Origin of the sequence: Micromonospora sp. NPDC049047, from assembly GCF_040649135.1 — a bacterium.
Lineage (GTDB): Bacteria > Actinomycetota > Actinomycetes > Mycobacteriales > Micromonosporaceae > Micromonospora.
In genome coordinates this window covers 107,839-132,431 of the sequence record NZ_JBEZEY010000014.1, presented here as the reverse complement: position 1 = coordinate 132,431, position 24,593 = coordinate 107,839, and the positions used below count along the sequence as shown (strand labels likewise).

Genomic DNA, 24,593 nt, shown 5'->3' with positions numbered 1-24,593 from the left:
CACGGCGGATAGAGTGCGAACAGCGGGGTACGCGTGACGTGCCCCGCTGAACGGCCACGAAAGGTAATCGCTCCATGCGTCGTCCCCAGCTGGACATCCAGCTGAAGACCCCTGACCAGATCGAGAAGATGCGGGCCGCCGGTCTGGTGGTCGCCGAGGCGCTTCGCCGGATGCGCGAGGCTGTCGCCCCCGGTGTGAGCACCGCCGATCTGGACGCCATCGCCGAGTCGACCATCCGCGAGGCGGGTGGCGTGCCGTCGTTCAAGGGCTACCACGGTTTCCCGGCGTCGATCTGCTCGTCGGTCAACGAGCAGATCGTGCACGCGATCCCGTCGCCGGAGCAGGTGCTTCAGGCCGGTGATCTGATCTCGATCGACTGCGGTGCGGTGCTTGACGGATGGCACGGCGACTCCGCCATCACCGTCGGGGTCGGCGATGTCGACCCGGCACTGCTGAAGATGGCAGAGGTCGCCGAGGACGCCATGTGGGCCGGCATCGCCGCCGCCGCCCGCGGCGCGGCGAGCGGTAAGGGCCGGCTCACCGACATCTCGCACGCGGTGGAGAGCGCGGTCCGTAAGGGCGGCCGGTACGGCATCGTGGACGGCTACGGTGGGCACGGCATCGGCACCGAGATGCACCAGGACCCGCACGTGCTCAACCTGGGCCGGCCGGGCAAGGGCCCGCGTCTGGTGCCCGGCATGGCGTTGGCCATCGAGCCGATGATCACGATGGCGTCCCCGCGTACCGTCGAATTGGCCGACGGCTGGACGGTGGTCACCCGGGACGGCTCCATCGCGGCGCACGTCGAGCACTCGATGGCGCTGTTGCCCGACGGCGTCTGGGTGCTCACGGCCTTCGACGGGGGTCGCGCCCGCCTGGGCGACCTGGTGACCGCCCGCCAACCCGCGGCCTCGATAACCCCCTAGCACCCCGGCCGGTGCCGTGGCCGGCTTCATGATCGACCGAGCCCTGGGGTACGGCGTGGCTGGCGTGCCGGTGGCATGCTTGCCGGCATGGACGGGCGCGACAGGATGCGAGCGGCGGACGCGGACCGCGAGGCGGTGGCCGAACGGCTGCGGGCCGCCCTCAACGAGGGTCGTCTGGACCTGCACGAGTACGACGAGCGGTTGCAACGGGCCTACGCCGCGCGCACGTACGCCGAGCTGGACACGCTGCTGGTCGACCTGCCACCGGTGCCGCCCCCGTCGCAGCCGGCGCTGCGGTCGGCCAGCCCGACGGCCCAGCCGTCCACCGGTCGGCTCGCCTCGTTCGCGCTCGGCGACACAAGTCGTTGGCTGGGCGAGGTGTGGTGGCCGTACCTGAGGGTGCTCGCCATAGTGGGGACCGTCTGGGGCGTGACCTCGCTGCTGAGTTGGGAACTGCTCTACTTCTGGCCGATCTGGGTGGCCGGGCCGTGGGGGGCGGTACTGCTGCTCCGGACCGTCGGCGGGCTGGCCGGGGGAGAGCCCAGGCGCCAGGCGATCGAGCGGGAGCGCAAGCGGGTGAAGCGGGAGCGCAAACGCGAACTCCGCGCCAACGAACCAGACAACCCACCCCCCGCCACCTGATCCACCCACCCACCCACGCGCGTCCCGCCGCACCGCGCGTTGATCATGGAGTTAGCGTCACCTCGGGCGGCGTGTCGTGACAATAACTTCATGATCAACGGGAGGGTGCGGGTTGGGGTGGGTGGCCGGTTTGGCGTGCGCGTGCAGGCCGGCGTACACTTTCAGATCGGCGCACAGCGTCCACTCCGGCATGCCCACCCTGCGCTTCGGTGGGACCTGGAGCCGCGGCTGGCGCGGTCTTCTGATTCTGGTCAGATTTCCGTGTAAGACGTTGTGGGCCGCCCGGAGTAATCGACGTCAGGACAGCGGAGGACATGCCGAAAAAAGACGGAGCCATTGAGATCGAGGGTCGGGTCATCGAGCCCCTGCCGAACGCCATGTTCCGGGTAGAGCTCGCGAACGGCCACAAGGTGTTGGCTCACATCAGCGGCAAGATGCGGCAGCACTACATCCGCATTCTTCCGGAGGACCGGGTCGTCGTCGAACTTTCGCCGTACGACCTGACCCGCGGGCGCATCGTCTACCGCTACAAGTAGTCCTGACGACGGCCGGGAAGTCCCGTGTCCGTCTTCGACGTCCGGCATCGCGCATCGCGCGTCCCCGGGCCAGATGGGAAGTAAGGCAACCGTGAAGGTCAAGCCGAGCGTCAAGAGGATCTGCAACAAGTGCCGGGTAATCCGCCGGCACGGCCGGGTCATGGTCATCTGCAGCGACCCGCGCCACAAGCAGCGCCAGGGCTGACTCAGCCCACATCACACATGCTCGTCCCAGCCGCGAGCGGTACGCGAGTCGTACTCCTTCGTGGCTGACCCCCGGTCGGAGGCCGGGGCCCGCTCGGGCAGCGACCGATCCCGGTCGCCGGCGCTCACCGCGTCGGAAAGACGGGACGGCCGGTAGCGGGATGGGACGGGTCCACACCTCCGCCACACATCACGAGGAGTACGCCCGCACATGGCACGTCTAGTCGGCGTGGATCTCCCCCGCGAAAAGCGGTTGGAGATCGCGCTCACCTACATCTTCGGGGTCGGTCGCACCCGCGCCCTGGAGACACTCGCCGCTACCGGCATCTCGCCGGACAAGCGCGCTCGGGACCTCACGGACGAGGAGCTCGTGCAGCTCCGCGACCACATCGAGGGCAACTACAAGGTTGAAGGCGACCTGCGCCGCGAGGTCGCCGCTGACATCCGCCGCAAGGTTGAGATCGGCTGCTACGCCGGCATCCGGCACCGCCGGGGCCTGCCCGTGCGTGGCCAGCGGACCAAGACCAATGCCCGGACCCGCAAGGGCCCGAAGCGGACCGTCGCCGGCAAGAAGAAGCCCGGCAAGAAGTAGTTCTTGACCGGAATTCGGGTCGATGTCGGGTCTAGGAAGACCGGACCGTCCGGCCCGATCCGGAAAGTCAACTAGGAGCGCACAGACTTATGCCACCGAAGGCTCGTGCCGGAGCCGCTGTAAAGAAGGTCCGGCGCAAGGAACGCAAGAACGTCGCCCACGGGCAGGCGCACATCAAGAGCACGTTCAACAACACCATCGTGTCCATCACGGACCCGACCGGTGCGGTCATCTCCTGGGCCTCCGCTGGCCAGGTGGGCTTCAAGGGCTCCCGCAAGTCGACTCCGTTCGCCGCGCAGCTGGCCGCCGAGGCTGCCGCGCGTCGCGCCATGGAGCACGGCATGCGCAAGGTCGACGTGTTCGTCAAGGGCCCCGGCTCCGGCCGGGAGACCGCCATCCGTTCGCTGCAGGCCGTGGGCCTCGAGGTCGGGCAGATCGCCGACGTCACCCCGCAGCCGCACAACGGATGCCGTCCGCCGAAGCGTCGCCGGGTCTGAGAGGTAGAGAGAGATGGCTCGTTACACCGGTGCAGACTGCCGCCGTTGCCGGCGGGAGAAGATGAAGCTGTTCCTCAAGGGCAGCAAGTGCGATGGTCCGAAGTGCCCGTTCGAGTCCCGGCCGTTCCCGCCCGGGCAGCACGGCCGCGGCCGCACCAAGGAGACGGAGTACCTGCTCCAGCTCCGCGAGAAGCAGAAGGCCCGCCGGGTTTACGGCGTGCTGGAGAAGCAGTTCCGCGGTTACTACGAGGAAGCCGTTGGCAAGCAGGCCAAGACCGGTGAGGTCCTCCTGCAGATCCTCGAGTCGCGGCTGGACAACGTCGTTTACCGGGCCGGCTACGCCCACTCGCGGGACATGGCCCGCCAGCTGGTCAAGCACGGTCACTTCACGGTGAACGGCAAGAAGGTCGACATCCCGTCGTACCGCGTCAAGGAGCACGACATCATCGAGGTTCGGGGCAAGAGCAAGGAGCTCACCCCGTTCATCGTCGCGCAGGCCCAGGCCGGCTCGAAGACGGTTCCGGCGTGGCTTGAGGCCATCCCGAGCCAGATGAAGGTGCTCGTGCACTCCCTCCCGGCCCGGCAGGTCATCGACACGCAGGTCCAGGAGCAGTTGATCGTCGAGCTCTACTCCAAGTAGTCCGAGCTCGTTCGGTGGCCCGCCCTTCGGGGCGGGCCACCGGAACAGTTTGTGTCGTGGGCGTCAAATAGCGGGCGCCCCGGAAGAGAAGAGAAAAGATGCTCATCAGCCAGCGACCCTCCCTCTCCGAGGAGTCGATCAACGAGACCCGGTCGCGGTTCGCCATCGAGCCGCTCGAGCCGGGCTTCGGCTACACCCTGGGTAACTCGCTGCGGCGTACGCTGCTGTCGTCGATCCCGGGCGCGGCCGTCACCTCGATCAAGATCGACGGTGTGCTGCACGAGTTCACCACGATCCCCGGTGTCAAGGAGGACGTGGTCGAGCTCGTCATGAACATCAAGGAGCTGTGCGTCAGCTCCGAGCACGACGAGCCGGTCAGCATGTACCTGCGCAAGCAGGGCCCGGGCGACGTGACCGCGGGCGACATCCAGCCGCCGGCCGGCGTCTCGGTGCACAACCCGGATCTCAAGCTCGCCACCCTGAACGGCAAGGGCCGGCTCGACATGGAGCTGACCGTCGAGCGGGGCCGGGGCTACGTGACGGCTGCACAGAACAAGCAGTCCGGCGCGGAGATCGGCCGGATCCCGGTCGACTCGATCTACTCGCCGGTGCTGAAGGTGACCTACCGCGTCGAGGCGACCCGTGTCGAGCAGCGCACCGACTTCGACCGGCTGATCATCGACGTCGAGACCAAGCCGTCGATGGGTCCGCGTACCGCGCTGGCCTCCGCCGGTTCGACGCTCGTGGAGCTGTTCGGGCTGGCCCGGGAGCTGGACGAGACCGCCGAGGGCATCGACATCGGGCCGTCCCCGCAGGACGCCCAGCTGGCGGCGGACCTCGCTCTGCCGATCGAGGAGCTGGACCTCACCGTCCGCTCCTACAACTGCCTCAAGCGCGAGGGCATCAACTCCGTTGGTGAGCTCATCGGGCGTACCGAGGCCGACCTCCTCGACATCCGCAACTTCGGGCAGAAGTCGATCGACGAGGTCAAGATGAAGCTCGCCGGGATGGGTCTCGGGCTGAAGGACTCGGCTCCGAACTTCGACCCGGCGCACGTCGTGGACACCTTCGGCGAGGCCGACTACGACACCGACGACTACCGCGAGACCGAGCAGCTCTAGTCCGCGCTGCCGCCACAACTGAGGAGCACCAACAATGCCCACGCCCACCAAGGGCCCCCGCCTCGGCGGCAGCCCCTCGCACGAGCGGCTGATGCTCGCCAACCTGGCGACCGCGCTGTTCCAGCACGGCAAGATCCAGACCACCGAGACGAAGGCCCGCCGGTTGCGTCCGCTGGCCGAGCAGCTCATCACCAAGGCCAAGCGCGGTGACCTCGCCTCGCGGCGGCGGGTGCTGGGTGTCGTCAAGGACAAGGACGTGGTCTACGCCCTGTTCGACCAGATCGCGCCCCGGTACTCCAACCGCCCCGGCGGTTACACCCGGATCGTGAAGACCGGTCCGCGCAAGGGTGACAACGCGCCGATGGCGATCATCGAGCTGGTGGAAGAGCTTCAGGTCGCCGAGCCCAAGGTGAACAAGAAGACCGCCGCCCGCAAGGCCGCGCAGCAGGACAAGGTCGAGGCGCTCGCCCCGGCCGACGAGACCCCGCAGTCGGCCTCGGCCGACCAGGACTCCGAGGCGCCGGTGTCGGCGTCCGGTGACACCGCCGCCGCCCGCGAGGACAGCGACGAGGCCACCGAGAACAAGGCCTGATCCAGGGCATTGTCGGGCCCGGCACCCCATCGGGGTGCCGGGCCCGATCCGTAACAGGAGGTACGAGGTGGACGAGCGGATCCGGCTGCGGCTGGACGTCTCGTACGACGGCACTGACTTCTCCGGCTGGGCCGCGCAGCCGACCCGCCGCACCGTCGCCGGGGTGCTCGTCGAGACCCTGGACCTGGTCCTCGGCGCCGGCACGGTCACCGGGCTGACGGTGGCCGGCCGCACCGACGCGGGCGTGCATGCCACCGGGCAGGTGTGCCACCTGGACCTGCCTGCCGACGTGTGGCGGGAGCACGAGGGGCGGCTGCTCCGGCGCCTGGCCCGGCTGCTCCCCACCGACGTGCGGGTACGCGCGATGACCGAGGTGCCGGCCGACTTCGACGCCCGGTTCTCGGCCACCTTCCGGCGCTACGAGTACCGGGTCACCGATGCGCCCTTCGGCGCGGAGCCGCTGCGCCGGCACGAGGTGCTGGCCTGGCCGAAGCCGCTGGACCTGGCCGCGTTGAATGCCGCCGCGGCCGGGCTGGTCGGTGAGCACGACTTTGCCGCGTACTGCCGGCGCAAGGAGAACGCGACAACGTGGCGCGAGGTGACCCGGCTGGACTGGCGTCGCGACCCGGACGGGATCCTGGTCGCCACGGTGCAGGCCGACGCGTTCTGCCAGGCGATGGTGCGCAGCCTGGTGGGGGCGATGCTGGTGGCCGGGGACGGCCGCCGCCCGGTCGAGTGGCCGGGCAGCCTACTGGCCCGACAGGAGCGCTCAAGCGAGGTGACTGTGGCGCCCGCGCACGGGCTGACCCTGGTCGCGGTCGGCTACCCCGACGACCCGTCCGAGTACGCCCGCCGGGCCGACCTCACCCGTCGACTCCGGGTCCCGGTCGAGGGCTGAACGCCGACGATGTGGCGAGTGCTCACTCGCCGGGCAGATCCTCGTCGGCGCTGCTGGCGGAGGACTCCGGCGTCGGCTGGGCGGCAGTGCCACCGTCGGCCCGCTGTTGCAGGACGCCCCGGCTGAGGTGCAGCTCGATCATGTCGAACAGGATCTCGCGGACCGTGGTGTCACCCGCCTTGATCGCCGCCCCGTCCCCGCGGACCACCAGGGCGTACGCCAGGTAGTGACCGCGTACCTGCCAGCCGACCCGGGCGGGCGCGCTGGCCAGTACGTCGGTGCCGTCACCGTCCTCGGCGGTGAGGCCACGGAAGCGGCCCTGCCGCTCGTCCAGCAGGGGGCGGATCCGGTCCCGGGCCCGTTCCGCGCTTACCTTGTCGGTGAGGTTGAACAACCCGGCGGTGACCAGGTGGGCGCCGTCGGGCGTCCGCAGGGTGGCCCGGACGACCTGGTTGCAGCCGAGGAGGGTCAGCAGGTCGGCGACCTCGCCGGTGGTGGCGACTGCGCAGCTGCCGCTGGACTGGGTCTTGAGTACCTGGTAGCTCGGTTGGCCGGCGGTGACGTTCAGTTCCTTGCCGGGAAAGAGTTCCTTGGCGGTGAGCGGGGCCTGGTCGGATTCTCGGGAGTCGAGGGCCAGCCGTTCCGCTGCGGCGGACGTCGGCGCGGCGTTCGGCTGGTACGTCGGGTCGGCCGTCGGTTGCCCGTTGCGCTCGTCGAGCAGCGCGGCGGCACCGAGGCCGCAGAGCGCGAGCAGCACCAGGACTGCCGCGCCGCCGATCAGCACCTGCCACAGCCGGCCACCAGCGCGCCGGTCTCTGGGGTGCGCCGCGACGGCGGAGGTGTAGACCTGGCTGCGGGGCGGGGCGGGCGGGATCTCGGTACGAGTCGGCGCGGGCGAAACCTGGGCGCGGGCCGGCGCGGGCTGCGTCGACGGCAGCGCGAGCTGGTTCGGCCGGGGCAGCGACGGCGTGGGGAAGCGGGACGGAGACGGTCCCGCCGGTGGGGGCGGACCGGCGCCGAACACCGACAGGTCGGACCCGGGCTCCGGGTACTCCGCGAAAGCGTCCTCATCGGACTCGTACCGATACACCATGACGCCCAGAGTAAGAGTGATTGTCCCTTTAGGGGGTAATATTAGGGAAATGTGCGCGTGGGTCGCGTCCTGGTCGGCCCGGGCCGGTGCGAGAATTGCCGGCGTGACCGGCGACCACTACTTCACCGCTCAGCCCGCAAGCGACGCTCCGTCGCGGGAGGTCGAGTTCTCCGTCGCCGACCGCGACTACCGACTCGTCTCGGCCGGCGGCGTCTTTTCCGCCAGCCGCCTCGACCCCGGCACGGCCGTACTCCTGCGAAAGGCCGAGCTGCCCGCCACCGACACCGCCGGTGACCTGCTCGACCTCGGCTGCGGGTTCGGCCCGATCGCCTGCGTACTTGCCGACCTGGCACCGGCGAGCACGGTCTGGGCGGTCGACGTCAACGCCCGCGCCCGCGAACTGACCGCCGCCAACGCGGCAAGGGTCGACGCCGCCGACCGCGTCCGGGTGCGCGCCCCGGACGACGTGCCGGCGGATATCCGGTTCGCCCAGATCTGGTCCAACCCACCCATCCGGATCGGCAAGGACGAGCTGCACGAGCTGCTGCTGCGCTGGCTGCCCCGACTCGCCCCGGACGGCGTCGGCTGGCTGGTCGTCGCCCGGCACCTCGGTGGCGACTCACTGCAACGCTGGCTCACCGAGCAGAGCCTGCAGGTCGAGCGGTACGCCAGCCAGAAGGGCTTCCGGGTGCTGCGGGTCACCCGGTAATTGGATGTCCCTGCCGCCCGCGCTGGGGCAGGATCCCGGCGTGGGATACGTGGATGTGGCAGCGGTCGGGCACGTCCTGCCCGACGGCCGGGAACTCTTCGCCGACGTGTCGTTCCGGGTGGGTGAGGGCAGCAAGGTCGCCCTGGTCGGGCCGAACGGCGCCGGAAAGACGACACTGCTGCGGATGGTCGCCGGTGACCTCCCGGTGGCGACCGGGGCCGTCGCCCGGTCCGGCGGTCTCGGCGTGATGCGGCAGTTCATCGGCATGATCGGTGACGAGTCGACGCTCGCCGACCTGGCATTGTCACTGGCCCCGCCGGCACTGCGCGCCGCCGGTCGCCGGCTCGCCGAGACCGAGGCGGCCATGCGGGCGGCCGAGGCCCGCGGCAAGTTCAGCAACGCCGCGGGCAAGGCCCAGCTGGCGTACGCCGATGCGCTCGGCGCCTGGGGAGAGGCCGGCGGGTACGACGCCGAGGTGCTCTTCGACACCGTCGCGACGATAGTGCTCGGCCAGCCCTGGGACGCCGTCCGGGACCGGCCGGTGCGCACCCTCTCCGGGGGGCAGCAGAAGCGCTTCGCGTTGGAGTTGCTGCTGCGCGGCCCGGACGAGGTGCTGCTGCTCGACGAACCTGACAACTTCCTCGACGTGCCCGGCAAACGCTGGCTGGAAGCGCGACTGCGCGAGTCGACGAAGTCGGTGCTGTACGTCTCGCACGACCGGGAGTTGCTGGCCCAGAGCGCCGACCGGGTGGTGGCCGTCGAGGGTGGCAGCGCCTGGGTGCACCCGGGCGGCTTCGCCAGCTGGTACGACGCCCGCGTAGCCCGGCACGCCCGCCTCGACGAGCTGCGTCGACGCTGGGACGAGGAGCACCAGAAGCTGCGCGAGCTGATGCTGATGTACAAGCAGAAAGCCGCGTACAACGACGGGTTGGCCTCGCGCTACCAGGCCGCGCAGACCCGGTTGCGCAAGTTCGAGGAGGCCGGGCCGCCGCCCGTACCCCCGAAGGACCAGGACATCCGGATGCGGCTGAGCGGCGGGCGGACCGGCAAGCGCGCGGTCGTCTGCGAGCAGCTTGAGCTCGACGGCCTGACCTACCCCTTCGACCTGGAGATCTGGTACGGCGACCGGGTGGCTGTGCTCGGTGCCAACGGCACCGGCAAGTCGCACTTCCTGCGGCTGCTGGCCCGCGGTGGCACCGACCCCGACCCGGCCAACGGGCCGGTCGACGGGGCGGGCGCGCTCGCACCGGTGGCGCACGACGGTACGGCCCGCCTCGGCGCGCGGGTCCGCCCGGGGCACTTCTCCCAGACCCACGACCGGCCGGAGCTGATGTCGAAGACGCTCGTCGAGATCCTCTGGCGCGGCGACGAGCACCGCACCGGGATGGACCGCCACGCGGCGATGGGGGTGCTCAGCCGCTACGAGTTGGCCGCCCAGGGCGACCAGCGGTTCGGCACGCTCTCCGGCGGTCAGCAGGCCCGTTTCCTGGTGCTGCTGCTGGAGTTGTCTGGGGCGACGCTGCTGCTGCTCGACGAGCCCACCGACAACCTCGACCTGGCCAGCGCGGAGGCCCTGGAGGCGGGCCTGAACGCCTTCGAGGGGACGGTGATCGCGGTCACCCACGACCGCTGGTTCACCCGATCCTTCGACAGGTTCGTGCTGTTCCGGGGCGACAGCGAGGTGGTGGAGACCCCGGAACCGGTCTGGGACGTCAAGTGATCCCGGCCGACCTGCCCGACCGGCTGTGCGCCGTCGCGGGGGTGGTCGCCGTGGCGCTCGGTGGTAGCCGGGCGCGCGGCGAGCACCGGCCCGACTCCGACTGGGACCTGGGCCTGTACTACCGGGGCGAGCTGGACGTCCCGGCGCTGCGTGCGGTCGCCGCGACGGTCGCCGACGACACAGCAAGCACGCTCACCGCCCCGGGTGGTTGGGGTCCCTGGGTCGACGGCGGCGGTTGGCTGCGGATCGGCGGGGCCGCAGTGGACTGGATCTACCGGGACCTCGACCGGGTGCACCGCGTCTGGGCGGACTGCCAGGCCGGCCGGTACGAGGTCGGTGTGCAGGCCGGGCACCCACTCGGGTTCTACTCGTCGGCCTACGTCGGCGAGGTGGCGCTGTGCCAGGTGCTGGCGGACCCGACCGGACAGCTGACCCGGCTGCAGGGGCAGGCCCGGGACTATCCGCCCGCGCTGGCCGACGCGCTGGTGGCCGGCGGCTGGGAAGCCGGGTTCCTGCTGGACGGGGCGGCCAAGGCCGCCGTCGGCGGGGACAGCGCGTACGTCGCCGGCTGCCTGTTCCGGGTGGTCGGGGTGCTCGCTCAGGTGCTGCACGCGAGAGAACGCCGGTGGCTGGTCAACGAGAAGGGAATGATCGCCTCAGCAGGGCTGCTGTCGGGGGCACCTCCGCAGTTCGCGCGGCGGGCGCAGGCGTTGCTCGGTGGCGTCGGCAGCAGTCCGACCGAGCTGGCCGCGACCATCGACGCCGCCCGTGAGCTGGTCACCGAGGTGGTCGGCTGAGCCGCAGCCGAGGTGGCCCGCACCGGGTCGGCATAGGGTGGATCTCGTGACTGAGATGACCTATCGCCGGTTGGGCGACTCCGGGCTCGTGGTTTCCGTGGTCGGCATCGGCTGCAACAACTTCGGCCGCAAGCTCGACCTCGACGGCACCCGCGCGGTGGTGGACGCCGCTCTGGACGCTGGGATCAACCTGTTCGACACCGCCGACATCTACGGCGAACCGCAGGGTGGCTCGGAGGAACTGCTCGGGCAGGCCCTCAAGGGCCGCCGGGACGACGTGGTGGTGGCCACCAAGTTCGGCATGGACATGAACGGCCTCAACGGCCCGGACTTCGGCGCCCGGGGCGCGCGGCGCTACATCGCCCGCGCCGTCGAGGCGTCGCTGCGCCGGCTCGGCACCGACCACATCGACCTGTACCAGATGCACGAGCCCGACCCGGGCACCCCGATCGACGAGACCCTTGCCGCCCTGGACGACCTGGTCCGCGACGGCAAGGTGCGCTACCTGGGCAACTCCAACTTCGCCGGCTGGCAGATCGCCGACGCGGACTGGGTCGCCTCGTCGAACGGGCGGGCCCGCTTCATCAGCGCGCAGAACCACTACAGCCTGCTGGAGCGGTCGGTGGAGACCGAGATCATCCCGGCCTGTGAGCGGTTCGGCCTCGGCATGCTGCCGTTCTTCCCGCTCGCCAACGGGCTGCTCACCGGCAAGTACAAGCGCGAGGCTCAGCCGCCGGCCGGCAGTCGGCTCTCCGGCGGTGGCCGGTACGCGGAGCGGCTCGCCGCCGCCGACTGGGACACCATCGAGGCGATCGAGGCGTACGCGAACGAGCGGGGTGTGACCATGCTCCAGGTGGCGATCGGTGGGCTGGCCGCCCAGCCGGCGGTGACCTCGGTGATCGCCGGTGCCACCACCCCGGAGCAGGTGCGCGCCAACGCCGCCGCCGGCACCTGGGAGCCCAGCGACGAGGACCTGGCCGCGCTGCGCGCCATTCTCTGAGCAGCCCCTGAAGGTCGAGGCGCAGATCGCGGCCGAGCGTAGGCGCAAATTGTGGCGCAGATCACACGTAGCCGACTGAAGTCGAGCCTGACTGATCGCCCTTCTGTCGTCGACAGTCCTCCCGGAGGATCCTGACGCGGCTCTGGAGGGCGGTGGGGGGGTCGCCCTCTACGTCGCCCAGGGGCGGTGATTCTCTCGGCGGGATCGGCCTCTGAGCACTGTTGATGGTGCGACTGGACCGCTCGCCTGTCCGCCGGGACCGGTAATACGGTCGGCCGCATGGTGGATCTGAAGCCTTACCGGGACGCGCTCGCGCTGCCAGGGTTGCGACCACTCCTGCTGGTCGCGATCCTGGCCCGGGTGCCGGTGGCGGCCACAGCCGTGGCGATCACGTTGCACGTACTCGACCTTGGCCTTGGCTACTTCGCCGCGGGACTCGTCGGGGCTGCGCTGACTGTCGGCTCGGCACTCGGTGCCCCGCTGCTCGGCCGACTGGTCGACCGGCGTGGCCTGCGGCGGATGCTGCTGCTGACCACGGCGGTCGAGGCGCTGTTCTGGGGTACGGCGCCGGCCTTGCCGTACCTGGCTCTGCTCTGTGCCGCGTTCGTCGGCGGCGTGCTCACCATCCCGGTCTTCTCCGTGGTCCGGCAGTCGATCGCCGCGCTGGTCCCGCCGACCCGACGCCGTCAGGCGTACGCGCTGGACTCGATGTCGGTGGAGCTCAGCTTCATGATCGGACCGGCGGCGGCGGTGGCCCTGGCCACCATGGTCTCGCCCACCATTGCCATGTATGCGGTCGGCGGCGGCATCGTGCTGACCGGACTCACTCTGCTGGTGCTCAACCCGCCGGCCCGGGCCCGGGACGAGGAGACGACGGAGCAGCCGGAGCCCCGTCGGCGGTGGCTGACCCCACGGCTGATCGGGCTGCTCGCCGGTGGCGCGGCCGGCACACTGGTGATCGCCGGCACCGATGTGACAGTCGTAGCGGTGCTTCGTGACGCCGGTCAGGTCGACTGGAGCGGCGTGGTCTTGGCGCTCTGGGCCTCGTACTCGTTGCTCGGCGGCTTCACGTACGGTGCGCTGTCCCGCCCGGTGTCGTCGGTGGGCCTTGCTCTGGTGCTTGGCCTGGTCACCATTCCGGCCGGTCTGGGCAGCGGTGAATGGTGGCTGTTGGCGCTGGTGCTGCTGCCGTCCGGGGCGCTCACGGCGCCGACCGTGGCCGCCACCGCCGACGCGGTGAGCCGCCTGGTGCCGGCCACCGTACGCGGTGAGGCGATGGGCCTACACGGCTCGGCGATGACGGTGGGGGTGGCGCTCGGCGCCCCGCTGGCCGGAGCGGTAATCGACGCCTCCGCACCGGCCTGGGGCTTCGCCGCGACGGGCCTGTTCGGCGCGCTCATCGCGTTGGCGGTGCTGCCGACCGAGTTGCGTCACCGGCGCTCCGACGCCACCATCACCCCCACCGCCGCTTCCACTCCCGTCTGACGGTCAATCTGAAGAAATATCAGGCATACCGCGTACGTGTTTCGCCTGTTTCTCGGACAGCGGGTCGGTCAGTCGGCCGACGTCCCGCGGCGGCGGCCGAACAGCATGGCCACCCCCATCGCCGCGGCGACGAGGACCAGGCCGGCCGCCGCGAACGGCCACCAGCCAGCACCTGCCCCGCTGCCGCCGTCCGCCGGCTCGTTCACCGCTACCGGCTTGGGTGCCGGCGGCGACTGTGCGGCCCGGGCCTGCACCGTTGCGCTGGCCTTGGCCGTCAGGGGAGCAGGGGAGTTCACAGTCACCTTCCACGTGCCGGTGGTGAGCACCGGCCCGCTGCTGTAGAAGCCCTGCCCCTCCGGCTGCGGCTCCAGCTGCACCGGCCCGACCTTCTGCCCGTCCGGCCCGGTGGCGGTGAGCACCAGTCGTACCACCCGGTCCAGCCGTCGGCCATCGGTGTAGCTGGCCTGGATGGTGACCCCCTGAGCCCCGTCGCCGGCCACCGTCAGCTTGAGTTTGTCGGCCCGCGCCGCCGCCGGGGCAGCGGAGAGCAGGGTCAGGGCCAGTCCGGCGAACACGGCGGCCAACACCTTGCGGATAACCGTCACGGACATCTCCTCGCCTACGAAAGGGGGAGGCCCCTCCCCGACGCCGTGGCGTCGGGGAGGGGCCTCGTCGGATCAGAGCTGGCGACCGGGTGCCAGCCGGGTGGCATCGCCACCGAGCCGCCCGGTGCCCTTGACCGGTTCGCCGTCGTTCGCCTTGACGCCGGCCTTGCTGGCCGTGCCGCCGAGCCGAACGATCATCGCGTCAGCGTCCCGGGTGAGGGTGTCCCGGATCTCGGCCTCGGCCACCAGGGTGGCGTCGGTGGCGAGATCCCGGAACTGGGTCAGCTGCTTGATCGCCTTGTTGTCGTTGCCCGCCGCCTCGGCCTGCCGGGCCGCGTCGAGCTTGGCCGTCAGCTGCTTGTGCGCCTTGGCCGAGAGCCGACCCGTCGCCTTGAACCGGTCCAGCAGGTTCTGCATGTCTCGGAACGAGGTGGTGACGAAGAACCGGACCGCAGAGGTGGTCGCGTTGCCCGCCTTGTCGGTCGCGGTCACTGTCAACTCGTGCAGGCCGAGCGGCAGCTCATACATGGCCTGCAGGGTGCCGCTGGTGTACGCCTGGCCGTCCAACGTGCCGACCACAGTGGCGATGCCCGAGGTCGGGTCGACGGCCTGCCAGGACACCCGAACGTCCTGGCTGTCCCCGTAGAGCTGGCCGTCGGCGATGCCGGACACGAGCAGCGTCGGCTTGGTGCCGTCGATCTTCAGGATCGCCGACTTCAGCGTCTCGACGTTGCCGGCCTTGTCGGTGGCGCGGTACAGCAGCTCGTGCTGCCCGTCACCGGTCACCGCGACCGGCTCCGTGTACGGCGTCCACGCGCCACCGTCGAGCGACCACTCCACCGTCTTGACGCCGGACCCGGCGTCGGTCGAGGTCAGCACTACCGGGATCGTCCCGTTGTGCCAGCCGGCGTCGTTCGCCGGAGCGAACGTCGCAGTGGTCACCGGCGCGGTGGCGTCGATCTTGGCGGAGACGGTCTTCGTCTCCTCCACGTTGCCGGCCTTGTCGGTCGAGCGGAACCGCAGCTCGTGCTCGCCGTCGCCGGTGATGGCCACCGGTGCGGTGTACGCCGTCCAGGTGGTGGCCCCGTCCAGCTGGTACTCCGTACCGGCCAGTCCGCTGCCGCCGGCCTCGTCGGCGGCGGTGAGCGTGACGGTCACCGGCCCGGTGAACCACCCGTCGGTCGGGGTGCCGGAAACCGCGGCCGTGGTGACCGGCGCGGTCTCGTCCGCCACCTCCGTGCTGAGCCGGAAGTAGTCGAACGAGGCGGTCTTCGACGCCGTCTGGTTGGCGCCGAGGGTGAACAGACCGACCTTCGGGGTGGCCCCCACCGCGCTGTTGGTAAGCGTCTCGAACGCGGTCCAGGTCGTGCCGTCGGCCGAGTACGACGCGGTGAACGTGTCGCCGGTGCGGGCCAGTCGCAGGTGCCACACCGCCGAGGTGAGGCTTGTCGCCTCCGGCTGCGGGTTCTGCACCGCCCCGGCGATCTCGCTGCGGAACTCGATCCGCCGCGTCACCGCCTGGCCGGCCTGGTTGTCCGCGATGAAGTCCAACTTGAGGTAGTTGTCGTCATCCGCCTGCACGAGCAGACCGGCCTGCTGGTACTGCTCGTTCAGCAGGCTGCCGTCGACCTTCGTCTCCAGGGTCCAGTCGCCGGACGGCGCGGTCTGGAGGATGAAGTTCTTCGGCCCGGTGTTGTCGGTGCCGTAGATGTCACCGTTGGGCACGTCGATCCGCAGCGCGCCATCGGTGACCCGGTAACCGTTCGGGTCTTCCCGGGTGATGGCGTCCCACCGGCACTTGTCCAGCGAGGTGCCGGTGAACTCGTCCGACGGGTCGACCGGGCCGGCCGGGGCGTCCGGCGTGACCACGAACGAGTCGAACGCGGCGTCCACAACCGGCGCCTCGGTGCCGCCGTTGAGGGCGAAGACCCCGATCCGCGGGTTGGTGATGCCGGCCAGCGCGGCCGAACGGCCGACCGGGGTGAACGTCTGCCCGTCGCCGGAGAACGCGGCGGTCAGGTTCGTCCCGTCGCTGGTGATCCGCAGGTACACGGTGTCACCCGCCGGTGCGTCGGCGGCGTCCGCAGCCTCGTTGCGCGGCGTGGCGGCCGTCTCGGAGATGAACTCCACCCGGCGGCTGCCGTTGTAGAGCAGGTCGACCTTGGCGTAGTTGTCGTCGTCGCCGTACACCAGCAGGCCGGCCTGCTGGTAGTTGGCAGTCACCGGAAGCGTGACCTTGGTGGTCATCTCCCAGGCACCGGTCGGCGCCGCCTGGAGCACCAGGTTGGTGGCGTCGTTGCGGGCACCGTAGAGGTCACCCACCGAGGTGGGCAGCTTCAGCGCACCGCCGCTGAGCGAGTAGAGCTGGTTCTCCCGGACCACAGTGGTCCACCGGCTCTTGTCCAGCGTGTTGCCGTTGAAGTCGTCCGAACGCGCCCCGAGGCAGGACGTGTCCGGCGCGTTCACCCGCACCGGCACCGCGGCGTACGCCTTGGCACCCTTGCTGTCGGTCACCGTGAGGGTGGCCGTGAAGGCTCCCACGCTGGTGTACGTGTGGCTGGCGTCCACTGTGGTCGCCGTGCCGCCGTCACCGAAGTCCCAGGCGTACGTCAGTGGGGTGTCGCCCTCGGCGTCGGTGGCAGTGCCGTCGAACGCGACGGTGACCGGTGCGGTGCCGGTGGCCGGGGTGGCCGTGGCACTGACCACCGGCGGCGCGTTCTCGGTGACACCGCGGCCGACGAAGTCCATCCAGTTGACGTTGAACAGCGAACCCGCTCCGCCGTTCGGGTCGCGGGCCACGAAGAACAGCGAACCGCTCGCGGCACCGGTGACCGGCGCGCTCACGTCCGTGTACGTCTGCCACGCCCCGGTCGACGGCACGACTGCCGTGGCGACCACCGGTCCGTCGACAGCACCGGCGTGGACCTCGATCCGACCGCCAGCGGCGGCCGACGCGGCCCGGAACCGGATCTCGGTGATGTTGGTCAGGTTCGCCGGAGCGACCGACCACCAGTCACCGTCCTCGATGAACGCGATGCTCTGGCCGCCACCCGCGGTGTCGGCCCCGGCCTCCCGCTGCACGCCGGCGTCGCCGCCGCCGGTGCTCACCGGGGTACGCCCGGTGGCGGTGAAGTACTCGGCCTGCTTCTGCTTGGGCTGGAGGACCTCGATCTGCCGGCCGGTGAGCGCACCGGAACCGCCGGCACCACCCTCGTCGGTGTAGGTGGCCTCGAAGACCGCGAAGACGTTCGCCTCGGCGCCGTGCCCGGAGGCGAGCGACGTCTGGACGGTGCCGGTGCAGCCGGTGTGCTGCTCAAGCGGGTGGGCGTGCTCGTCGTGACCGAGCAGCACCTGGAGGTTCACCTTGGCGCAGTCGATCTGCCCGTCCTCCGGGTCGGTCACCTTGACCGTGTAACGGACCTGGTCACCCCAGTTGAAGAAGCCACCGTCCGGCGGGAACTCGATGGTCACCGTCGGTGCGGTGTTGCCCACGGTGACCGGCACGTTCGCCACCGCGGTACGGCCCTTCGGGTTGGTCACGGTGAGCTGGGCGGTGTAGTTGCCCGCCGTCGCGTAGGTGTGCGTCGGGTTCGCCTCGGTGGAGGTCTGCCCGTCGCCGAAGGCCCAGGCGTAGGTGAGCGCGCCACCGTCCGGGTCCCGGGAGCCGGCGCTGGAGAAGGTGACGGTCAACGGCGCCGGACCCGAGGTCGGGTTGGCGGACGCCGCAGCGATCGGCGCACGGTCACCGGCGGTGTAGTCGATCCGGTAGACGCCGGAGTTGTCGTTGTTGCCGCCGAAGCCGCTGCCCCACTCGATCAGGTACAACGCGCCGTCCGGGCCGAACTCGAAGTCCATCGGCCGGATCATGCTCATGCCGGTGAGCAACTGGTTGATGTCCACAAGTGACTTGCCGTCGGCGCTCACCTGCATCGTGTACATCTTGTTCTGGTTCCACTCGCCGAGCAGCGCCTTGCCGTCGTAGTAGGCCGGCCACTTGCGGGTGGAGTTGAGGTTGGCGTCGTACCGGTAGACCGGACCGCCCATCGGCGCGCCGCCGCCACCGATCTCCGGGTACCGCGCGTCACCGGCGTAGCCGTAGTCGACGGTGGCCGGGACGACAGGTGGGAGGTTGGTCAGGCCGGTGTTGTTCGGCGAGTTGTTCACCGGCGCGGCGCAGTCGAACTTCGGGCCGCTCGGGCCGGACGGGAACGTGTAGTCGTTGTAGGCCTCGTTCGTCCCGGTGCAGTACGGCCAGCCGTAGTTGCCGGGGGTCACGATGTTCCACTCGACCAGACCGCGGGGGCCCCGGTCCGGGTTGTTGGAGTTGGCGTCCGGTCCGTAGTCACCGACGTACAGCGTGTTGGTCTTCGGGTCGGTGCCGATCCGGAACGGGTTGCGGAAGCCCATCGCGTAGATCTCGGGACGGGTCTTCTCGGTGCCCGGCGCGAAGAGGTTGCCGCTCGGGACGGTGTACGTCCCGTCGTCCTCCGGGTGGATCCGGAGCACCTTGCCGCGCAGGTCGTTGGTGTTGGCCGAGGTGCGCTGCGAGTCGTAGTCCTGGCGGCCCGGCCGCTCGTCGAGCGGCGAGTACGAGTTCGACTCGAACGGGTTGGTGTTGTCACCGGTGGCCAGATAGAGGTTGCCGGCGCTGTCGAAGGTCATGCTGCCGCCCGCGTGGCAGCAGGTGTTGCGCTGCGTGTCGACCCGCAGGACCTGCTTCTCGCTGGCCGGGTCGATGGTGTCGCCGGTCACCGTGAACCGGGACAGCAGGTTGCGGGTGACGCCGTCGTTCGGCGCGTAGTACAGGTACACCCACTTGTTGGTGGCGAAGTCCGGGTCGAGCCGGATGCCGATCAGACCGTCCTCGTTGCCGGTGAAGACGTCCAGGTCGACGGCGGTGACGGTGCTGCCGGTGTCCGGCTTCACGATCTGCACGCGACCGTCGCGCTCGATGTAGAAGACCCGCCCGTCGGGGGCGATGTCCAACTCCATCGGGTTGCTGGTGTTGCTGTCCAGCGTGACCTTCTCGAAGTTCGAGGTCTTCGAGGCGCCGCAGTCGGCGTCCTCGACACCGGCCGCGGTCCGGATGCCGCCGAGCAGGTGGGACAGGAACTCGGGCTCGGCGTACGACTCCCGGGTGTGTCCACCGCCGGTGTACCAGGAGCGACCGCCGTCGAAGTCCTGACACCAGGAGGTCGGGTGGTCGGCGCCCATCGCGCCGGCGCCCGGGGTGTAGCTCTTCTCGTCCAGGCTGGCCAGCACGTGGACGTCCGGCCGGGGGTTGGTCTGGAAGTTGTACCACTCGTCGAACCGGGACCAGCGGTCCGGCAGCTCGGCCGTGGACGGGTGGGCGTGGTCCTCCACCTTGACCGTGGCCTGCTGGTTCTGCGGGTGGTTGGCGAAGTACGCGCCGACCAGGTCGCCGTACCAGGCCCAGCTGTACTCGGTGTCCGAGGCGGCGTGGATGCCGACGTAACCGCCGCCGGCCTTCACGTAGCGCTCGAACGCCGCCTGCTGCTCGGCGTTGAGGACGTCACCGGTGGTGGAGAGCCAGATCACGGCCTTGTACTTCGCCAGGTTGGCGTCGCTGAACGCGGCGCCGTCCTCAGTGGTGTCCACAGTGAAGCCGTTGTCGGCGCCCAGCTGTTGGATCGCGGCGACACCGGTGGGGATGGAGTCGTGCCGGAAGGCGGCGGTCTTGGAGAAGACCAGGACCGAGAAGGGTTCCTCGGCGGCCTTCTTGGGCATCTTCGGTGCTACCTGGGTGACCGGGGTTTTGGCCGCTGCCTCCCGTGGGGGGACCTGTGCGGCGGCCTGCGCGGGCGTGCCGAGCAGGGTCGTCGAGGCGAGGGCGAGGGAGATGAGGGTCGCGGTGATGGGTACGCGGGCACGACGAGAACGGGACACGCCGCCTCCTGTGTCGTAGTGACAGAGCTCGCGGGAGTCGGCTCGCCGAAGGCCCTCCCTGATGGAGCCGGTGGTCACACCCCGTCAGGGTGCCCCACCGGCATTTTGTCGAATCGCTGAACAAATTAATTCGGCTGGTTCAATGTCCGGCAAGGTGCCGGCGGGTAACGGTTCTGTAACGGCAGGCGACATTCCGAACAGGACCGTATGAACCGCCCCACAGATCTAGCTCGATCTGGTGCGTTCCGGCCCGCCGGTCGCCGCCGAACCTCGCCTTGGCAGACCGACGGATCTGTCGTACGGTGACACGCAAGTAACCCACGGGAGCCCGGTGTACCGGGCTGAGAGGGGGGCTGACAGCCCCCGACCGTCGAACCTGATCCGGATAATGCCGGCGCAGGGAGGAGAGTTGCCGTGCCGTCCCTGGGGCGACTGCATCTGATCACCGACACCCGACCCGGTCGGGACCCGCTCACAGTGGTCCGGGCCGCCCTCACGGTGGCCCGCGCCGACCTGGTGGTGCAGGTCAGGGTCGAGGACTCCGCCACCGACCGCGAGGCGTACGACCTGGCCCGGCGGGTGTTGGCGCTCTGCCTGTCGTACGACGCGACCTGCCTGGTGAACGACCGGTTGCACGTGGCGCTGGCGGTGGGCGCGGCCGGCGGACACGTCGGAGCGGACGACCTGCCGGTCTCCGCAGCCCGTCGGGTGCTCGGCCCCACCGGTGTGCTGGGCGCCACCGCCCGCGCGCCGCAGACGGCGAGCGAGGCCGTCGCGGCGGGAGCCACCTACCTGGGCGTCGGTCCCTGCCATCCCACGAGCACCAAGCCCGGCCTGCCGGAACCGATCGGACCGGCCGGGGTCCGCGCGGTCGCCGACGCCGTGGACGTGCCGGTCATCGCGATCGGTGGCGTGACCGCCGCTCGGGTGCCGCAGCTGCGGGCCGCCGGGGCGTACGGGGTGGCGGTGGTCGGCGCGGTGTCCGCCGCCGCCGACCCGGCGCAGGCGACCGCCGCACTTGTCGAGGCTCTGACGTGCTGACCGGCCGGTCCCCGTCGGCGCCATCGATCGACCGGGCCCGGCCGGACGTGGCGGTGGTCGGGGCTGGGCCGATCGGGCTGGCGATCGCCTGGCGCTGCGCCGCCCGGGGGCTGCGGGTGGTGGTGCACGATCCGGCACCCGGCTCGGGGGCGTCTGCGGTGGCCGCCGGCATGCTCGCCCCGGTCGCCGAGGCGTACTTCGGTGAGCGGCAACTTACCGACCTGTTGCTGGCGTCCGCCGCGCGCTGGCCGGGGTTCGCCGCCGAACTGGCCGCAGCGGGCGGCGCCGACATCGGCTACCGGACCGAGGGCACCCTGCTTATCGGGTTGACCGGCGACGACCTGGCCGAGGCGGGTCGGCTCTGGGCGTACCAGCAGGGATTGGGTCTGCCGGTGACCCGGTTGCGCCCCAGCGACCTGCGCGAGCGTGAGCCGGCGCTCGCCCCGCGGGTGCGTGGCGGCGCGCTCGCGCCCACCGACCACCAGGTCGACCCCCGACTGCTGGTGCCGGCGCTGCGCACCGCCGCGCAGCGGGCCGGCGCGGTGCTGGTGCCGCGGGCGGTCGCGCGGCTGTCCGATGTGGACGCCCGGATCACAGTGGTCGCCGCCGGCTGCGGGTCCGCAGCACTCACCGGCCTGCCGGTGCGGCCGGTGAAGGGCCAGATCCTCCGGCTCCGCGCGCCCGACGGTGTCGCGCCGGGCTTCCGGCACGTGCTCCGGGGGTACGCCGACGGCGAGCCCGTCTACCTGGTGCCCCGAGCCGACGGCGAGGTGGTGCTCGGCGCGACTGTCGAGGAACTGTCGGACACCACAGTCACCGCCGGTGCCGTGCAACGGCTGCTCCGCGCCGGGGTGGACCTGCTGCCCGAGCTGGCCGAGTACGACCTGGTCGAGGCGGTCGCCGGACTGCGCCCGGGAACCCCTGACAACGCCCCGATCCTCGGGCCACTGCCCGGCCGGCCGGACGTGCTCGCCGCCACCGGCCATCACCGGCACGGCATCGTGCTCACCCCGATCACCGCCGACCTGATCGCGGATCTGGTGTGCACCGGCGTACCCGATCCGCTGCTCGCGCCCTTCCGGCCGGACCGGTTCGCCGGCACGGTGACCGGCGGCGAACCCGAACCGACAACGAAGGGGGACCTGTGGAGTTGACAGTGAACGGGGCCGGACGAAGCCTCCCGGGTGAGGTGTCGGTCGCCGAGCTGGTCCGGGCCGTCGCCCCGCAACCGCGCGGGGTGGCCGTCGCGGTAAACGGCGAGGTGGTGCCCCGGGCGGGATGGGCGACCACGGCGCTGCGCGACGGCGACCGCGTCGAGGTGCTGACCGCCGCGCAGGGCGGGTGAGCGGCGTGTCGTTCGCGCTGGGCGGGGAGATGTTCACCTCGCGGCTGATCCTCGGCACCGGTGGTGCCGCCAACCTGCACGTGCTGGAGCAGGCGATCCGGGCGTCCGGCACCGAGCTGGTCACAGTGGCCCTACGCCGGGTGGACACCGCCCCGGGCACCGCCGGCGGGCTGCTCGACCTGCTGGACCGCTGCGGGGTACGGCTGCTGCCCAACACCGCCGGCTGCCACACCGCGACCGAGGCGGTGAAGGTGGCCCGGCTGGCCCGGGACGCGTTCGACACCGACTGGGTCAAGCTGGAGGTGATCGGCGACGAGCGGACCCTGCTGCCCGACGGGGTGGAGCTGCTCCGCGCCGCCGAGGAGTTGGTCGCCGACGGCTTCACCGTGCTGCCGTACACGAGTGACGACCCGGTGCTCGCCCGCCGGCTCGCCGACGTGGGCTGTGCCGCGGTGATGCCGGCCGGCTCCCCGATCGGCTCGGGGCTCGGCATCGGCAACCCGCACCACATCCGGCTCATCCGGCAGGGCGTCGACGTGCCGGTGATCCTCGACGCCGGCATCGGCACCGCCTCCGACGCGGCCCTGGCCATGGAGTTGGGCTGCGACGGGGTGCTGCTGGCCAGCGCGGTGACCCGGGCCGCGGACCCGGTGGCGATGGCCACCGCGATGCGGTACGCGGTCGAGGCGGGCCGGCTCGCGGCCGGCGCCGGACGGATCGCCAGGCGCTTCCACGCGCTCGCCTCCACCCCGGACGAGGGGAGACCTGACCTGTGACCCCGCCATCAGGTGTTGTCGTGCTCACCGACCGGCTTGTCGCCCGGGGTGCGCTCGACGAGGTCGTGGCGGCGGCGGTGGCCGGGGGAGTGCGCTGGGTGGTGCTGCGGGAGAAGGACCTGCCCCGCGTCGAGCGCGCCGCCCTCGCCGCCGACCTGCGCGCGATCCTCGCCGACGTCTGCGGAACCCTTGTCGTGGCCGGTGCCGACCCACTCGGCGGCGACGCCGTCCACCTGCCCGCCGCCGGCCCGTACCCGCCGCCGACCCACGGCCTGGTCGGCCGCTCCTGCCACGGCGAGTACGAGCTGACCCGCCTGACCACCGAGCACTTCGCCACCATCTCCCCGATCTGGCCCACGAAGACGAAACCGGGCTACGGCCCGGCCCTGGGCACCGATGGGCTGCGCACACTGGTCGAGGCCAGCCCCGTGCCGCTGCTGGCCCTCGGCGGAGTCGAGACCCCGGACCAGGTGACCGCCTGCGTCCACGCGGGAGCCGCCGGGGTGGCCGTACTGGGCGCGATCATGCGAGCCGAAGACCCGCGTGCGACAGCCGCCGCCTTGGCCAGCGCCTATGTCGAGGCGGTCACCCCTGAGCTGCCTCAAGTCGGCGCGGAGTCAGCCAGGCCCCCACGACGGGGGCAGCCCCAAACCGCAACCAAAGGCCAGGAAAAATGACCCCGCAAACACTGCTGACCATCGCCGGCTCAGACTCCGGCGGCGGCGCGGGCATCCAGGCCGACCTCAAGGTCTTCGCGGCGCTCGGCGCGTACGGCACGAGCGTCCTCACCGCGGTCACCGCGCAGAACACCAGGGGTGTCGACGCCGTGCTGCCGCTGCCGCCGCGCACTGTCGCCGAGCAGCTGGAGAGCGTACTCACGGATTTCACAGTGCGCGCGGTGAAGACGGGGATGCTCGGCACCCCGGCGGTCGCCGACGCGGTGGCCGAGGCCGCCCGCGACGGTCGGCTGCCGCAACTCGTCGTCGATCCGGTGCTCGTTGCCACAAGCGGACACCGGCTCGGCGTGGTGGACGCGGTGCAGCGGCTGCTGCCGTACGCCCGGGTGGCGACGCCGAACTGCGCGGAGGCCGCGGCCATCACCGGACGCCCGGTGGACGACGTGGCCGCGATGGTGGTGGCCGCCGAGGCCCTCGCGGCCGGCGGCCCGGAGTACGTAGTGGTCACCGGCGGCGACCTGGGCGGCGACGAGGCGGTCGACGTGCTGCACGGCGGCGGAGTGACAACGCTGCTGCGCGCTGCCCGGGTGGACACCCGGCACACCCACGGCACCGGGTGTTCGTTCTCGGCGGCGATCGCCGTGCGCCTCGCGCTCGGCGATCCGGTGCCGGCGGCGGTGGAGACCGCCAAGGAGTACGTGCTCCGCGCGCTGACCGGCGCGCGGGGTTGGGCGCTGGGCGCGGGTCGGGGACCGCTGGACCACTTCGGTTGGTCCGCTTGATCACCAGG

Annotated in this window: 24 protein-coding genes and 1 riboswitch; of the genes, 21 read left to right on the top strand and 3 right to left on the bottom strand. The window is 71.1% G+C overall.

The window, feature by feature from the left end:
• The first annotated feature begins 74 nt into the window (after positions 1 to 74).
• The 10 genes from map to truA all read left to right on the top strand — a co-directional run bounded on the left by map (position 75) and on the right by truA (position 6,648).
• On the top strand, positions 75 to 926 hold the full coding sequence (gene map / locus AB0B86_RS22085; RefSeq protein ID WP_357419727.1) for a type I methionyl aminopeptidase: 852 nt from the start codon (positions 75 to 77) through the stop codon (positions 924 to 926).
• 105 nt (positions 927 to 1,031) lie between these two features.
• Positions 1,032 to 1,568, top strand: coding sequence for a DUF1707 domain-containing protein (locus tag AB0B86_RS22080; protein ID WP_357419730.1), 537 nt, complete (start codon positions 1,032 to 1,034; stop codon positions 1,566 to 1,568).
• Positions 1,569 to 1,882: 314 nt separating this feature from the next.
• Complete coding sequence (gene infA, locus AB0B86_RS22075; RefSeq protein ID WP_007073013.1) at positions 1,883 to 2,104, top strand: translation initiation factor IF-1; 222 nt, start codon at positions 1,883 to 1,885, stop codon at positions 2,102 to 2,104.
• A 91-nt stretch (positions 2,105 to 2,195) separates the two neighbouring features.
• Positions 2,196 to 2,309 carry a 50S ribosomal protein L36 gene (gene rpmJ / locus AB0B86_RS22070; RefSeq protein ID WP_043965539.1) on the top strand — a complete coding sequence of 38 codons (114 nt, stop codon included), beginning with the start codon at positions 2,196 to 2,198 and terminating at the stop codon, positions 2,307 to 2,309.
• Between the two features lie 210 nt (positions 2,310 to 2,519).
• Entirely contained in the window at positions 2,520 to 2,900 is a 381-nt protein-coding gene (gene rpsM / locus AB0B86_RS22065; RefSeq protein ID WP_030329917.1) for a 30S ribosomal protein S13, read from the top strand.
• A gap of 89 nt (positions 2,901 to 2,989) precedes the next feature.
• Positions 2,990 to 3,397, top strand: coding sequence for a 30S ribosomal protein S11 (gene rpsK, locus AB0B86_RS22060; RefSeq protein ID WP_030329919.1), 408 nt, complete (start codon positions 2,990 to 2,992; stop codon positions 3,395 to 3,397).
• A 13-nt stretch (positions 3,398 to 3,410) separates the two neighbouring features.
• Positions 3,411 to 4,037, top strand: coding sequence for a 30S ribosomal protein S4 (gene rpsD, locus AB0B86_RS22055; protein WP_030489600.1), 627 nt, complete (start codon positions 3,411 to 3,413; stop codon positions 4,035 to 4,037).
• Positions 4,038 to 4,135: 98 nt separating this feature from the next.
• The gene (locus AB0B86_RS22050) at positions 4,136 to 5,158 is read left to right on the top strand and encodes a DNA-directed RNA polymerase subunit alpha (protein WP_007465227.1); all 1,023 of its coding nucleotides are present in this window, start codon (positions 4,136 to 4,138) and stop codon (positions 5,156 to 5,158) included.
• A gap of 34 nt (positions 5,159 to 5,192) precedes the next feature.
• The gene (gene rplQ, locus AB0B86_RS22045) at positions 5,193 to 5,750 is read left to right on the top strand and encodes a 50S ribosomal protein L17 (RefSeq protein ID WP_357412702.1); all 558 of its coding nucleotides are present in this window, start codon (positions 5,193 to 5,195) and stop codon (positions 5,748 to 5,750) included.
• 67 nt (positions 5,751 to 5,817) lie between these two features.
• Complete coding sequence (truA, locus tag AB0B86_RS22040) at positions 5,818 to 6,648, top strand: tRNA pseudouridine(38-40) synthase TruA (protein ID WP_357419726.1); 831 nt, start codon at positions 5,818 to 5,820, stop codon at positions 6,646 to 6,648.
• A 22-nt stretch (positions 6,649 to 6,670) separates the two neighbouring features.
• Here truA and AB0B86_RS22035 read toward each other — a convergent pair whose 3' ends face one another.
• Positions 6,671 to 7,741 (bottom strand): hypothetical protein, encoded by a 1,071-nt coding sequence (locus AB0B86_RS22035; protein ID WP_357419725.1) that lies wholly within the window; start codon positions 7,739 to 7,741, stop codon positions 6,671 to 6,673.
• Positions 7,742 to 7,844: 103 nt separating this feature from the next.
• On the opposite strand from AB0B86_RS22035, the gene AB0B86_RS22030 reads away from it, so the two are divergent.
• From AB0B86_RS22030 to AB0B86_RS22010, 5 genes are all read left to right on the top strand, one after another.
• A complete protein-coding gene (locus AB0B86_RS22030; RefSeq protein WP_357412724.1) occupies positions 7,845 to 8,450 on the top strand; it encodes a methyltransferase in 606 nt (201 codons plus the stop codon).
• 40 nt (positions 8,451 to 8,490) lie between these two features.
• Positions 8,491 to 10,170 (top strand): ATP-binding cassette domain-containing protein, encoded by a 1,680-nt coding sequence (locus tag AB0B86_RS22025; protein WP_357412707.1) that lies wholly within the window; start codon positions 8,491 to 8,493, stop codon positions 10,168 to 10,170.
• The gene (locus AB0B86_RS22020; RefSeq protein ID WP_357419724.1) at positions 10,167 to 10,967 is read left to right on the top strand and encodes a nucleotidyltransferase domain-containing protein; all 801 of its coding nucleotides are present in this window, start codon (positions 10,167 to 10,169) and stop codon (positions 10,965 to 10,967) included. Before AB0B86_RS22025 ends, AB0B86_RS22020 begins: the two co-directional genes overlap by 4 nt.
• A 37-nt stretch (positions 10,968 to 11,004) precedes the next feature.
• Positions 11,005 to 11,967, top strand: a complete 963-nt coding sequence (locus tag AB0B86_RS22015; RefSeq protein ID WP_357419723.1) for an aldo/keto reductase — start codon at positions 11,005 to 11,007, stop codon at positions 11,965 to 11,967.
• A gap of 279 nt (positions 11,968 to 12,246) precedes the next feature.
• Complete coding sequence (locus tag AB0B86_RS22010) at positions 12,247 to 13,452, top strand: MFS transporter (protein WP_357419722.1); 1,206 nt, start codon at positions 12,247 to 12,249, stop codon at positions 13,450 to 13,452.
• Positions 13,453 to 13,520: 68 nt separating this feature from the next.
• Here AB0B86_RS22010 and AB0B86_RS22005 read toward each other — a convergent pair whose 3' ends face one another.
• On the bottom strand, positions 13,521 to 14,057 hold the full coding sequence (locus tag AB0B86_RS22005; RefSeq protein ID WP_357419721.1) for a hypothetical protein: 537 nt from the start codon (positions 14,055 to 14,057) through the stop codon (positions 13,521 to 13,523).
• A gap of 72 nt (positions 14,058 to 14,129) precedes the next feature.
• A complete protein-coding gene (locus tag AB0B86_RS22000; protein WP_357419720.1) occupies positions 14,130 to 19,964 on the bottom strand; it encodes a ThuA domain-containing protein in 5,835 nt (1,944 codons plus the stop codon).
• 310 nt (positions 19,965 to 20,274) lie between these two features.
• A riboswitch (TPP riboswitch) is annotated at positions 20,275 to 20,384 on the top strand.
• Between AB0B86_RS22000 and thiE the strand changes: the two genes are divergently transcribed.
• From thiE to thiD, 6 genes are all read left to right on the top strand, one after another.
• Positions 20,379 to 21,005 carry a thiamine phosphate synthase gene (gene thiE / locus AB0B86_RS21995; RefSeq protein WP_357413458.1) on the top strand — a complete coding sequence of 209 codons (627 nt, stop codon included), beginning with the start codon at positions 20,379 to 20,381 and terminating at the stop codon, positions 21,003 to 21,005. Its footprint overlaps the riboswitch before it by 6 nt.
• Complete coding sequence (gene thiO / locus AB0B86_RS21990; protein WP_357413482.1) at positions 21,002 to 22,159, top strand: glycine oxidase ThiO; 1,158 nt, start codon at positions 21,002 to 21,004, stop codon at positions 22,157 to 22,159. The genes thiE and thiO overlap by 4 nt, the downstream gene beginning before the upstream one ends.
• Positions 22,150 to 22,350: a sulfur carrier protein ThiS gene (thiS, locus tag AB0B86_RS21985; protein WP_357413460.1), complete on the top strand. Its 201-nt coding sequence runs from the start codon at positions 22,150 to 22,152 to the stop codon at positions 22,348 to 22,350. Before thiO ends, thiS begins: the two co-directional genes overlap by 10 nt.
• Positions 22,347 to 23,126, top strand: a complete 780-nt coding sequence (locus tag AB0B86_RS21980) for a thiazole synthase (RefSeq protein ID WP_357413462.1) — start codon at positions 22,347 to 22,349, stop codon at positions 23,124 to 23,126. Before thiS ends, AB0B86_RS21980 begins: the two co-directional genes overlap by 4 nt.
• The gene (locus AB0B86_RS21975; protein WP_357413464.1) at positions 23,123 to 23,803 is read left to right on the top strand and encodes a thiamine phosphate synthase; all 681 of its coding nucleotides are present in this window, start codon (positions 23,123 to 23,125) and stop codon (positions 23,801 to 23,803) included. The genes AB0B86_RS21980 and AB0B86_RS21975 overlap by 4 nt, the downstream gene beginning before the upstream one ends.
• Positions 23,800 to 24,585: a bifunctional hydroxymethylpyrimidine kinase/phosphomethylpyrimidine kinase gene (gene thiD, locus AB0B86_RS21970; RefSeq protein WP_357413466.1), complete on the top strand. Its 786-nt coding sequence runs from the start codon at positions 23,800 to 23,802 to the stop codon at positions 24,583 to 24,585. The genes AB0B86_RS21975 and thiD overlap by 4 nt, the downstream gene beginning before the upstream one ends.
• Positions 24,586 to 24,593 lie beyond the last annotated feature (8 nt).